Genomic DNA, 13,172 nt, shown 5'->3' on the forward strand with positions numbered 1-13,172 from the left:
ATTGTTTTAAATTTTTAATGTTAATTACTAATTAAAAAACTATAACTTATAGCTATTTTTGTGGTGCTAAATCCTGATAGATGAGAAAATATATGTAGTTTTGATTATTTAAGCTTCTGAGTTTCTCAGGAGCTTTATTTTATTTAAAGAACTATTTATATAATAAATAGTTGGGCTGTTATGTTTATTATGTTTTAAGTTTAGAACTAGTAATTATAGTTCTAATTAATTACAAAGAGGAGGAAGGAAAATGAATAACAAAGGAAATGCATGGGCATTATTACCGTTACTTGTATTTATAGTTGTTTATGTATCGTCGGCAATAATTGCTAAAGATTTTTATGCGGTATCTGTAATAGTTCCTTTTTTAGCAGCTGCTTTAGTTGCTTTAATTATGAATAGAAAAGTTAAATTTGAAGATAAAATAGAAATTTTCTGTAAAGGGGCAGGGAATACTAATATTATTTTAATGGTATTAATATTTATATTAGCAGGAGCTTTTGCTCAAGTTGCGAAATCAATGGGGGCTGTTGATTCAACAGTAAATTTAGGACTTTCAATACTTCCAAGTAATATAATGATTGCAGGATTATTTATAATAGCTTGTTTTATATCATTATCAGTTGGAACATCTATGGGGACAATAGTTGCATTAGTACCAATTGCAGTGGGAGTTGCAGAAAAAACAGGAATAGTTGTAGCATTAGCTGTTGCATCTGTAGTATGTGGAGCAATGTTTGGAGATAATTTATCTATGATTTCTGACACAACTATAGCGGCTACAAGAACTCAAGGTTGTGAAATGAAGGATAAATTTAAGATGAACTTTAAAATAGTATTACCAGCAGCTATAATTACTGCATTAATATTTGTTTTAGTAACAAGAGGTGCAGAAGTTACTACTGTAGAAGCTTTAGACTATAGTCTGGTAAAAATAGTTCCTTATATTGCCGTTATTATAGGAGCTCTTGCTGGTTTAAATGTTATTGTTGTTTTACTAGGTGGAATAATAATAGCAGGTGCAATTGGATTCATAAGTGGAAGTTTTGATTTGTTAGGATTTTTCGGTGCAATTGCAGATGGAATTGGTGGAATGAGTGAGCTTATAATAATTTCACTTTTAATTGCAGGTACTATTGAAATAATAAAAGCTAATGGAGGAATAGATTTTATTATAAATAAGGGATTAAGAGGTTTTAAAAGTAAAATGGGAGCTGAATTTGGGATAGCAGCATTAGTAAGTTTAGTTGATATTTGTACAGCTAATAATACTGTTGCTATAGTTACTGTTGGACCTATAGCTAAAGATATATCTGATGAAGTTGGTCTTGAGCCTAAAAGAGTAGCAGGAATTATGGACATGTTCTCTTGTGTGTTCCAAGGAATTATACCATATGGTGCACAGCTTATATCAGCAGCAGGACTTGCAGCGCTTTCACCATTTGCAATAATGAAATATCTTTTCTATCCATATTTAATGGGAATTTCTGCAGTTATTGCAATAATTGTATATAATAAAAGAAAAACAAAACAAGTTGAAAATAAAAAAATAAAAATGGTAAGTTAAAAATAATGAGTGAGAAGTAAATGAATAGAACTTTTCACTCATTATTTTTTATAGTTTTAAGTATTGTTGGTAGTATTTTATTTTCTATTTTACTTTAATAAGCAAATACTTTGAGATGATATACCAAGTCCTTCACCGGTAAAACCTAAACCTTCTTCTGTAGTTGCTTTAACATTAATTTGGTTAACTGATATATTTAGAGCATCAGCTATATTTTTTCTCATACTTTCAATGTGTGGAGCCATTTTTGGTTTTTGTGCTATTATAGTAGAATCGATATTACCAATAGTGAAATTATTATCCTTTAATAGCTTTCCAACTTCTTTTAATAGTTCAATACTAGAGATACCTTTATATTTTGGATCTGTATCAGGAAAATGCTTTCCTATGTCTCCAAGAGCTGATGCACCAAGTAAACTATCCATTATTGCATGAATTAGTACATCAGCATCTGAATGGCCTAAAAGACCAAGTTCGTACGGAATTTTAACTCCACCTAAAATAAGGTCTCTATTTTCAACTAACTTATGTACATCATATCCCATTCCTATTCTCATAAAAATCACCTCATAAAAATTTTTTTTAATATATTTTAACATAAAGAAGTAATATTAATAATAATAAAAATGGGATATTTAAAATTAATAATTTGAAGATTTATATTTTTTTACATAGTTTGATTTTTTACCTTTAGTTTTTTTAGGATAAAAAGAAAAGATATTTCTGATGTATGCATATAGTTTGTATAAAAAGAAGAAATGTTTTGATTTTATTTTTTTTCTTTTGAATGTAAAGTCGATATAAATAACATTATCTTTACGCCCTTTCATAAACACCTCTCTATATTACATAATTAATATATAAATATATTATTTTAAATGCTTTATGATATAATATATGTAGAAAAAATGATATTTTATACTAAAATAAAAAATAAATGGGAGTGATAATTTATGGACAAGTTTAGACGAATTGTAGGGGTAATTTTAATTCTAGTTGGGGTGTTTATAGTAGGGGATGTAGTTTATAAAAAAATAGAAACAAATAAAAAACAACAGCAGATGATAGATTTATTTGAAGGTCAAATTACTGGAGAAAAACAAGAAGGAGAAAATGCATCACAAGAAGTAGTAAGCTTAGATGATATCAATGGTTATTCACCAATTGCTATTATGGAAATTCCTAGAATAAAATTAAAACAAGCTATTGTTACAGGAATTGATGATAATACATTACAATACTTTTTAGGGCATTTCCCAGATTCAGCTATGCCGGGAGAAGTAGGAAATTTTGCTGTTGCAGGACATAGAGTTTCTGATTATACAGATGCATTTATTAATTTATACAAAGTTAAAGCTGGAGATGAAGTAATTATTAATACAAGGGATAAAAAATATACTTATGAAATAGATGATAATTTTATAGTTGATCCAAGTGATGTAGAAGTTCTAGAAAAATCAGATTATGAGAAAATAACTCTAATAACTTGTACAGTAGGTGCAAAACAAAGAGTAGTTGTAACGGGAAAATTAATAAAGACTGAAGATATTAATAATGGATAATAAAAGAAAAGAAGAGTGCTATTTTGTAAGTGATAACTAAGAGAAGAAATAAAGATTTACTTATATAACTAATGATAGAGATTAATTAGTAAACTGTAAAAATATTTTATATATTAACTAAAGATTTGTTATGTTAGGGGAATAATATGCAGGAGTTTATAAATGATAAATATAGATTTTCTTCAGCTTGCCCATTAGTGTTACTTGGAGATGATATAATTGAGGCAAGAAGTAAGGAGATAGATAAGATAACTTCAGAGCTTATTGAATATAAAGTTTTAATAAGAGATTTAATAGAGAATGATATAAGCTACGAAATTAGAAATGAGATATTAAATATAGCTCTATTTATTACTGAAAATGTAGAGCTATATGATAAGTTTATTGAAAGTAAAGAATTACCAGTTGATGAAATTAGTAAGGAAACTAATAAGTTAAAAAGTTATATTGAAAAGTATAAACAATATATAATAGCATATGTAATTATATTTGGAAATCCGGCTTATAGATATATTAGAGAATATGTACAAATTGTAGAAAATAATAAAGATGAAATTGGAAAAGAATTAATAGAATTTAAGGAAAACAATTTATTAAAAGGTATTATCATATATAGAAATAAAAAAAGTGCTATTATAATAACATCTCTAGGTGAATTTAAAAGAATAAGGTTATTAAATCAATGTATTAAAGGTGAAGAAGGAGATGGAGTTGCTAAAAAAACTGTAAGCGATTATAAGATTCATATAGCAATAATATTAATAATTATAACTACTTTAACTTTAGGAATAACATATACCTATAGAAATATTGTAAGAACTATAGTTGTTGAGAATAATGCTTTAATAAAAGTAAAAATACAAGTTAATACTTATGGTAGGGTTTTTGATATATTAGCTACAACTAATGAAGGTCGTGAAATTATAAAGGAAATTGATGTTGTTGATAAAGAAATGGATACAGCTTTAAGTACTTTTATAGAGTATATAGATAAAAACAATATGATTTTAGATTCGGGAATAATAATAACAATTAGTGGAAAACCAATTAAGTATGGAAGTATAGAAAAAAGTGAAAAATATATTTATAATAATGGTATTAATGCTAAATTAAATAATGTAGGTAGCGAACATAAAATTAATTAAACAAAGGAAGGTAAATATGCAGCAAAAGTCACGAAAAAATAATCAACAGGTAATTGTACACAGTGATAGAGGAGATACTATAAGATTAAATAAATATATAAGTGAGTCAGGCTTTTGCTCAAGAAGAGAAGCAGATAAGTTAATAGAACAAGGAAAAGTTATGGTAGATGGCGTAAAGGCTACTATGGGAACTAAAGTAGCTAAGGGTCAAGTTGTTAAAGTAAATGGTAAGCTTATTTCTAAAGAAGAGGAATTAGTTTATATAGCTTTAAATAAGCCAGTTGGAATTACTTGTACTACTGAGCATAAGGTTAAAGGTAATATTGTTGACTTTGTTAATCATGAAAAAAGAATATTTCCTATAGGAAGATTGGATAAAGATTCACAAGGGTTAATTTTATTAACTAATGATGGTGATATAGTTAATAAAATTTTAAGAGCTGGAAACAATCATGAAAAAGAGTACATAGTAACAGTTAATAAACCTATTAATGATGAATTTATTAGAAGAATGGGAAATGGAATTAAAATTTTAGGGCAAGTTACAAAAAAATGTTATGTAAAAAAAGAGGGAAATTGCACTTTTAGAATTATTTTAACTCAAGGGTTAAATAGACAAATAAGAAGAATGTGTGAGTCGCTAGGATATCAGGTAGTTAAGTTAAAAAGAATAAGAATAATGAATATTGATTTAGGCGATTTAAAAATGGGTAAATGGAGAGATTTAACTTATGATGAGTTAAAAGTAATAAATAAATTAATAACTACCTCCGGTAAAACTAAAGAAGTTGATGAAGAAGAATAAAAATGAGAACTCCTTGTTAGTGATTTTATTAAACTACTAACAAGGAGTTATTTTTATAAATATTTATTTTTGTAAAAAATAAAAAAAGGTTTATAAGAAAGTTAATTTTGTTAATACTAATAAGGATAATTAAGTTATTAACAGTTATTGAAAGAGTGCTGTTGATAATGTTGATAAAAATTAAAATTTGTTTAAAACGCCTATTTAATTATTAAATAAATAATAAAGGTGGATAAAAATGATATTAAAATGAAATATTGATATTTATTTCTTAAAAATAAGTTATAAAATTACTATGTAAAAAATTAAAGAATTAACAAAAAATAGAGGTTTCACACATAATCCACAACCACATGTGGATAAGTTGTTGTTAATTTGTTGATATTATTGTTAATAATTATTAACAATAATGTAGATAATAATATAAAAAAGAAGAATTTTATCAGAAAAGTAGGAGGGATATTACATGAAACGTCTAATTATAGGCTTTTTAGGGGGATTTATGTTGTTAGTAATTTTAAATAGTTATCCACAAGCAATGTTGAAAAAGTGTGTGGGTATTCAATATACTGATAAAGCTAATGTTGTGGATAAAGTTTATAAAAGTAAAAATGAGTACTTAGATGTCAATGTTATAATTCCTCAGATTGAAAATTTAACTAATGAAAATCAACAAAAAAATGTTAATGATAAGATTATAAAGTGGACAGAAGCATGGATAAATGATGTTAAAGAAGTTGCAGATGATTATTTTAAAAATGCACCAGCACCATTAATGCCATATCAATTATATGCTAGATATAAGATTACTAATAACAGCGATATATTAAGTTTTTATATAGATTACTATCAGTTTACAGGTGGAGCACATGGAGTAACAACTAGAATTGCATATAATGTAGATTTATATACAGGTGCAGAATTGATGGTAGAGGACTTGTTTAAGAAGGAGTTTGATTTTAAAAGAGTTATAGATAAAGAAATAGGTAGACAAATAGCAAAGGATCCAGATAGATATTTTATGGGGAAGGATGGATTTAATGGAATAAAGCAAAATCAAAGCTTTTATATTAAAAATAATTCTCTTGTAATTTATTTTGGATTATACGAAATAGCTCCGTATGCATCAGGAATATCAGAATTTATTATACCTCATAAGTTATTGGATGGTAATTTAATTTATGATAGAATTTAGAAAAGGAAATAATAGATATTAGATGAGGCGTATGTATGAAAGATATATTATCAGTTTTTAATAATCAAAAAGAATATTTTTGCACAGGAAATACACTTAATATTAAATTTAGGATAGACAACTTAAAAAAATTAAAAAATATAATTAAAAATAATGAGGATAAAATATTAGAGGCATTAAATAAAGATTTAGGTAAATCAAAATTTGAGGCATATGCTACAGAATTAGGAATAGTATATGAAGAAATTAATACACATATAAGAAATGTGAAAAAATGGGCTAGAAGGGAAAAAAGAAAATCTCCTATATTATATTATCCTTCAAAAAGTTATGTATATAAAGAACCATATGGGGTAACATTAATAATTGGACCTTTTAATTATCCTTTTCAATTAGTTATAGCACCTTTAATAGGTGCTATTTCTTCTGGAAATACTGCAATTATAAAACCATCAGAATATAGTAAAAATGTGGCTATACTGTTACAAGAGTTAATAAACGAAAATTTTGATTATAACTATATTCAAGTAGTAGGAGCACTTGAGGGTAAAGAGGTAGTATCTGAATTATTAAATTTACCTTTTGACTATATATTCTTTACAGGTAGTGTGCGAGTAGGAAAAATAGTAATGGAGAAGGCGGCAAAGTATCTTACTCCTATAACATTAGAACTTGGAGGTAAAAGTCCTTGTATAGTAGATAATGATGCAAATCTAGAACTTTCTGCTAAAAGAATAGTTTGGGGAAAATTTTTAAATGCAGGACAAACTTGTGTTGCACCAGATTATTTATATGTGCATAAATCTATAAAAGATAAATTATTAAAATTGATTGTAAATGAAATACATAAACAGTTTGGAGACAATATTAAAGAAAGTATAGATTATCCAAGAATTATAAATACTCAAACTATAGATAGATTAAAATCTTATATTGAAGAGGGAAATGTTTATTTTGGTGGAGAAGTAGATAAAAATGATTTGTATTTTGAGCCAACTATATTAACAGATATTAATGAAGATGCAAATGTAATGATAGACGAAATATTTGGTCCAATTCTTCCAGTTAAAGAATTTAGCGATATACAAGAAGTAATAGAATATGTGAATAATAAAGAAAAGCCATTAGCATTATATTATTTCTCAGAAAGTAAAAATAAAATAGAAAATATATTAAGATCAACAACATCAGGAGGAGTTACTATTAACGATACAATCATTCATGTAGCCAATTCTAATATACCTTTTGGTGGAGTTGGAAGTAGTGGAATGGGAAATTATCATGGTAAGGCAAGCTTTGATGTTTTTACTCATGAAAGAGCAGTAATGGTGAGAGGAACTTTTACTGAATTTAATGTTAGATTTGCACCATATAATGATAAGTTTAAACTTTTGAAAAAAGTTATGAAATAAATAAAAATAGAAAATATACATGTAGGTTACTAATAGAGCGACTTAACAAGATATTAATTTAATATTTTTTATTTATAAAATACTATTAATTTATTTATAATTTCACAATTGTAAAAAATCACTCATATAATAAAACATAGTACTACGTGGAGTGGAATTTTGTGATATACGGGCTAATTTTAGCAGGTGGAAAAGGTACAAGATTATATCCTCTATCAAGATCAAGTAAGCCGAAGCAGTTTTTAAAGCTTATTAATAATAAAAGCTTTTTAGTAAATACAGTAGAAAGAATTACTCCTTTAATTAAGAAGGAAAATATTTATGTGGTAACTAATAAGGATTATTTAGAAAGAATAAGACAAGAGTTATCAGGTGTTAATTCAGAAAATATATTTACTGAACCTCAAAATAAAGAAACTGCTACTTGTATAGGATTATCTGCAATAAAGCTACTAAAGAAAGATAATGATGCTGTAATGGTAGTTTTACCATCAGATCATCATATAGAAAATGAAAAAGTATATTTAGATACACTTAAGGAAGCAATTGAAATAGCAAATAGACGTAGGGGTATAGTTACTATAGGAATAACTCCAACTAGACCTGAAACTGCTTATGGATATATTGAAATGGGTGAAAGGATAGTTTCGTCTGAACAGGCGTATAAAATAGCAAGATTTACTGAGAAACCTAATATTGAAGTGGCAAAAGACTTCTTATTAAAGGGAACTTATTTGTGGAATTCAGGGATGTTTGTTTTTAGAGCAGATGTTATTTTAAGAGAAATTGAAAAGTATTTGCCTAAAATGTATAAGTCTTTAATGAATATATATCAACATCTTGGAGAAAAAGATGAAGAAGAAGTAGTAAATGAGGAATACAATTTAATAGATGGAATATCTATTGATTTTGGTGTAATGCAAAGAACAAGAAAGGCTTATGTAATAAAAGGTGACTTTAAGTGGGATGATATAGGTAGCTTTAATGCATTAAGTAGATATTTAAATGAATATAGAAACAATAAAATAAGTAACAATGTATATATTCAAGACTGTGAAAATTGTTCTATATTCGGAGGCGATGAAAAACTTATTATAGGCTTTGGAGTCAAAGATTTAGTTGTTGTTGATGCTGGTGATGTTATACTTGTTATGGATAAGGATAAAGATCAAGAAATTAAACATCTTCTTAATGATATCAACGAAATTGATGATTACGGGGCATTTATTTAATGAAGAGTAAAAAGTAGTAAATTAAGGTTAAATCATAACTATAATTTGCTACTTTTTTAGTTTTTACATATGGAAATAGAGAAAATTAAAAATATAAATATTGCAGAAATTATATTTAAAAGATAATATAAACTATAGAGTTTATAAATAAAGTAAGATTTAAACATAGTGAGATAGAGAGTGATTTTAAAATAAAAGTAAACTAATGAAAGGTGATTTTATGAGTTGTATATTTAAAATTAAAGAAGGGTTTAATAGCTTTACAAATACTGAAAAAAAATTAGCAGAGTATATCATTAAGAATAAGGATGAGGTTGTAGGATTATCAGCTCAAGAATTATCTTCTAAGGCTGATATTTCACCAGCAGCAGTAGTTAGATTTTCAAAAACTCTAGGATATAAAGGGTTTACTGCACTAAAAGTAGATTTGGCTAAAGATAGAGATGAAAGAGATGATGAAACTAGCGTAATTATAAATGAAGATGATTCTTTAAAAGATATAATAAGAAAAGTTAAAGTTTCTAATATATCAAGTATCGATGAAACTATAGGTTTAATGAATGTTGATACAATGAAAAACATTATAGAGGCTATGATAAATGCAAAAAGAATATATTTATTTGGAATAGGAGCTTCAGGGTTAGTTGCACTAGATTTACAGCAAAAACTTCTTAGAATAAATAAAAGTACATTATATCAAATTGATCCACACACTCAAATTGCATCAGCTGTTCATATTGAAAAGGAAGATGTTGCAATAGGAATAAGTTATAGTGGAGAAACCAAAGAGGTTAATGTTCCTTTAAAAATAGCAAAGGAAAAAGGTGCAAAAACTATAGCGATAACAAGATATAATAAAAATTCTCTTTCAAAGATTTCAGATTATGCTATATATCTTCCTAATTATGAAAAAGAATTTAGAGTTGGAGCTATAACATCAAGAATAGATGCTTTAACAATAGTTGATATTTTATATCTTGGTGTTGCAAGGAATGAATTTAAGCAAACAAAAGAATATATAAAGAGCACTAGAGAGGCAATTAATAGTATAAAATAAATTTATATTTATTATATATGGATGTATAGAAATATATTTATAAGAAGAAATATATTTCTATACATCCATTTTATTTTTTTAAGAAAAATAAAATAGAAAAGAATAAAGAATATGTTTACAGAAATAAAATTTCTTAAAATTTTAAAAAATATTGAAATTTTATTCGAAAGTGTATATAATGTGAATTGTAAGAAACGCGGGGGTGACATATATGGAAATAGATTTAAAGAAACTTGATACTGAGCAAGTAAACGAAAATACAAAGAGTATTGATAGTTTATCAACTATTGATATGATTACTACTATAAATAATGAAGATAAAAAAGTTGCATTAGCTGTAGAAAATGTTATTCCTAATATAGCATCTGTTGTTGATGAAACCTATGATAGATTAAAAAGAGGTGGAAGATTAATATATATAGGTGCTGGTACATCAGGTAGATTAGGAGTTTTAGATGCTTCAGAATGTCCTCCAACTTACGGAGTTGATTTTGAATTAGTTAAAGGAATAATGGCTGGTGGAAAAGACGCTATGTTTAAAGCTAAAGAAGGAGCTGAAGACTCTAAAGAATTAGCAGTAGAAGATTTGAAAGATATAAACTTAACAGAAAAAGATATGGTTATAGGTTTAGCTGCTTCAGGAAGAACACCTTATGTTATTGGTGGTCTTGAATATGCTAAAAAGATTAAGGCAGGAACTGGATCAATTTCCTGTGTGAATAATTCTGAAATTTCAAAGATTGCAGATTTTCCAGTAGAGGTTATAGTTGGACCTGAAGTTGTGACTGGATCAACAAGAATGAAATCAGGAACAGCACAGAAAATGGTTCTTAATATGATTTCAACAGGGGTAATGATTAAACTAGGTAAAGTTTATGGAAACCTTATGATAGATGTTAAAGCTACTAACGAAAAGCTTGTTGAAAGAGCTAAGGGAATAATAATGAAATGTACAGGATGTACAAGAGAAGTAGCTGAAGAATACATGAATATTACAGGGGATGATGTCCGTCTTTCGATATTTATGATACTATCAGACTTAGATAAAGAACAAAGTATAGAATTTTTAAGTAAAAACGATAACAATATAAGAAAAGCTTTAGAAAGCATTAATACGTAGGAGGAGTTTAAGATGACAGAACAAATGGAATTAATAATTTTTGAAATAATAAGTACAGGTGGAACAGCTAAAGGATTAGCATATGAAGCGTTAGCAGCTGCTGAAAATGGAGATTTTGAAGAAGCTGAAAAGTTATTAAAAGAAGCAGATGAAGCTTTAAACCAAGCACATAAAGTTCAAACTGATATAATTCAAGCAGAAGCTAGAGGAGAAAATACAGAAGTTTCAGTTCTTTTTGTGCATGCTCAAGATCATTTAATGACAGCTATTGAGGCTAGAAATCTAATAGAAAAAATGATTAAGATGTATAAAATAATAGATACTAAATTAGCTAATTTAAAGTAAATAAAAGGGATTGTTTTAAACAATCCTTTTTCCATACATAAAAGCAGTATAAATTATATAAATTTTGGAATATTAAAATTAATCGGAGGTCCTTATGTATGCAGTAGGATTGATGTCGGGAACATCTCTAGATGGAATAGATGCAGCTTTAGTTGAAATTGATAACTTTGGAAAAAAAACAAAGATTAAGTTAATTGAGTTTATAACTACATCCATACCATTAGATGTAAAAGATGAAATTAAGAGAGCTTGTTCGGAAGAACAGTCATCAGTAGATTTAATATGCAGTTTAAATTTTAAACTAGGATATTTATTTGCAGAAGCTACAAAAAACGTTTGTAATAAAGCAGGCATAACCTTAGAAAATTTAGATTTTATAGCTTCTCATGGTCAAACAATATATCATTTACCTAAAAGTAGAGACAGTTTTATACCGTCTACTTTACAAATTGGCGAACCAGCTATAATTGCTTATGAAACAGGAGTAAAAGTTGTATCTAATTTTAGAGTTATGGATATGGCTTCAGGTGGAGAAGGAGCTCCGTTAGTGCCATATAGTGAATATATTATTTATGGAAGTGATGAAGAAAATATAGCACTTCAAAACATTGGGGGTATAGGAAATGTTACAGTGATTCCTAAAGGTGGAGATATTAATAGTATATTCGCCTTTGATACTGGTCCAGGAAATATGATAATAGATGAAGTGTGTCAAAGATTATTTAAATTAAATTACGATGAGGATGGAAAAATTGCTGCTAATGGAGAAATTCAAAATGATATATTAGATGATTTAATGTCTCATTCATATATTAATGCTTTTCCACCTAAAACTACTGGAAGGGAAGAGTTTGGACAGCAGTTTGTAGATGAATTATTAAAAAAATATAATAATAAAAAGCCGGAAGATATTTTATCAACTGTAACTATGTTTACTGCAAAATCTATTGCAGTAAATTATAAGAATTTCATAATGAATAAAGTTAATTTAAATAAAGTTATTATTGGTGGTGGTGGTGCACATAATAAAACTTTATTATCATATTTAAAAAATGAGTTACCTAATGTAAGTATAGTTACTCAAGATGACATAGGTTTATCATCAGATGCAAAGGAAGCTATAGCTTTTGTTATATTAGGAAATGAAACTTTAAATAATAATTTTTCTAATGTTCCAAGTGCCACAGGAGCAAAAGAAAAAGTTATATTAGGTAACATAACACCAAATCCAATTAGGAGAGTGTAAAAATGAGTAAAGAAAAGTTAACAAAAGGAAAAACAAGTATAATATCTAATCAAAAAGGTTTTAAAATGCCAGTAGGAGATATGAGAAAAACAAAAACTGATTACGATATTCCTACATTTGGTTTTAAAAGTGCTTTGTTGATAGTAGGAGCTGCTATAGTATCCACAATAGTTATACCTATGCTTTTACAATTTACTGGATTGAATTTTGAAGTGGTTGCTATAATAGCAAATACCTTAATTACAAGTTATGCTGTAGCATATTCAAGGTATTTTATTGAAAGTAAAAAAGGTTATTGCAAAAAGTTCTGGTATACATATTTAATTTTTGCAGTATCATTCTGCGTTATAGGGTTCTTATGGTTAATTATGAGCGTATATGTATAAATAAAAATACTTTTCAAAAGTTTTAGAAATAAAATTTCAAAAAAAATAGAAAAATTCCAAAAAAATATTGCAAACAATTTCATAAAGTGTTAAAATGAAT

At 27.0% G+C, this 13,172-nt stretch carries 13 protein-coding genes; 12 read left to right on the top strand and 1 reads right to left on the bottom strand.

Translation table 11 applies throughout. From position 1 onward, the window contains the following. The first annotated feature begins 250 nt into the window (after nt 1-250). Nucleotides 251-1,567: a Na+/H+ antiporter NhaC family protein gene (locus LPC13_RS06430; protein ID WP_234088704.1), complete on the top strand. Its 1,317-nt coding sequence runs from the start codon at nt 251-253 to the stop codon at nt 1,565-1,567. Nucleotides 1,568-1,656: 89 nt separating this feature from the next. Here the strand turns inward: LPC13_RS06430 and ispF are convergent, their stop codons facing one another. Beyond that, nucleotides 1,657-2,124 (bottom strand): 2-C-methyl-D-erythritol 2,4-cyclodiphosphate synthase, encoded by a 468-nt coding sequence (ispF, locus tag LPC13_RS06435; protein ID WP_040418704.1) that lies wholly within the window; start codon nt 2,122-2,124, stop codon nt 1,657-1,659. 396 nt (nt 2,125-2,520) lie between these two features. Between ispF and LPC13_RS06440 the strand changes: the two genes are divergently transcribed. From LPC13_RS06440 to LPC13_RS06490, 11 genes are all read left to right on the top strand, one after another. Next, nucleotides 2,521-3,129: a class D sortase gene (locus tag LPC13_RS06440; RefSeq protein WP_005211064.1), complete on the top strand. Its 609-nt coding sequence runs from the start codon at nt 2,521-2,523 to the stop codon at nt 3,127-3,129. A gap of 146 nt (nt 3,130-3,275) precedes the next feature. Continuing rightward, nucleotides 3,276-4,274 carry an anti-sigma-I factor RsgI family protein gene (locus LPC13_RS06445; protein ID WP_005211062.1) on the top strand — a complete coding sequence of 333 codons (999 nt, stop codon included), beginning with the start codon at nt 3,276-3,278 and terminating at the stop codon, nt 4,272-4,274. A gap of 16 nt (nt 4,275-4,290) precedes the next feature. Beyond that, the gene (gene rluF / locus LPC13_RS06450; RefSeq protein ID WP_005211060.1) at nt 4,291-5,079 is read left to right on the top strand and encodes a 23S rRNA pseudouridine(2604) synthase RluF; all 789 of its coding nucleotides are present in this window, start codon (nt 4,291-4,293) and stop codon (nt 5,077-5,079) included. Nucleotides 5,080-5,545: 466 nt separating this feature from the next. After that, nucleotides 5,546-6,274 (top strand): DUF3298 and DUF4163 domain-containing protein, encoded by a 729-nt coding sequence (locus tag LPC13_RS06455; RefSeq protein WP_234088705.1) that lies wholly within the window; start codon nt 5,546-5,548, stop codon nt 6,272-6,274. A gap of 35 nt (nt 6,275-6,309) precedes the next feature. Then, nucleotides 6,310-7,686, top strand: coding sequence for an aldehyde dehydrogenase (locus LPC13_RS06460; protein ID WP_234088706.1), 1,377 nt, complete (start codon nt 6,310-6,312; stop codon nt 7,684-7,686). 161 nt (nt 7,687-7,847) lie between these two features. Next, a complete protein-coding gene (locus tag LPC13_RS06465) occupies nt 7,848-8,918 on the top strand; it encodes a mannose-1-phosphate guanylyltransferase (protein WP_195244193.1) in 1,071 nt (356 codons plus the stop codon). Between the two features lie 220 nt (nt 8,919-9,138). Then, nucleotides 9,139-9,975: a MurR/RpiR family transcriptional regulator gene (locus LPC13_RS06470; RefSeq protein WP_040418692.1), complete on the top strand. Its 837-nt coding sequence runs from the start codon at nt 9,139-9,141 to the stop codon at nt 9,973-9,975. Between the two features lie 211 nt (nt 9,976-10,186). Next, a complete protein-coding gene (gene murQ / locus LPC13_RS06475) occupies nt 10,187-11,095 on the top strand; it encodes an N-acetylmuramic acid 6-phosphate etherase (protein WP_005211002.1) in 909 nt (302 codons plus the stop codon). Between the two features lie 12 nt (nt 11,096-11,107). Then, complete coding sequence (locus LPC13_RS06480; RefSeq protein WP_005211000.1) at nt 11,108-11,440, top strand: PTS lactose/cellobiose transporter subunit IIA; 333 nt, start codon at nt 11,108-11,110, stop codon at nt 11,438-11,440. Between the two features lie 94 nt (nt 11,441-11,534). Continuing rightward, nucleotides 11,535-12,686 carry an anhydro-N-acetylmuramic acid kinase AnmK gene (gene anmK, locus LPC13_RS06485; protein WP_005210997.1) on the top strand — a complete coding sequence of 384 codons (1,152 nt, stop codon included), beginning with the start codon at nt 11,535-11,537 and terminating at the stop codon, nt 12,684-12,686. 2 nt (nt 12,687-12,688) lie between these two features. Next, nucleotides 12,689-13,072 (top strand): hypothetical protein, encoded by a 384-nt coding sequence (locus LPC13_RS06490; protein ID WP_005210996.1) that lies wholly within the window; start codon nt 12,689-12,691, stop codon nt 13,070-13,072. Nucleotides 13,073-13,172 lie beyond the last annotated feature (100 nt).

It is taken from the genome of Clostridium celatum (assembly GCF_021412605.1).
Taxonomy (GTDB): Bacteria; Bacillota; Clostridia; order Clostridiales; family Clostridiaceae; genus Clostridium; species Clostridium celatum.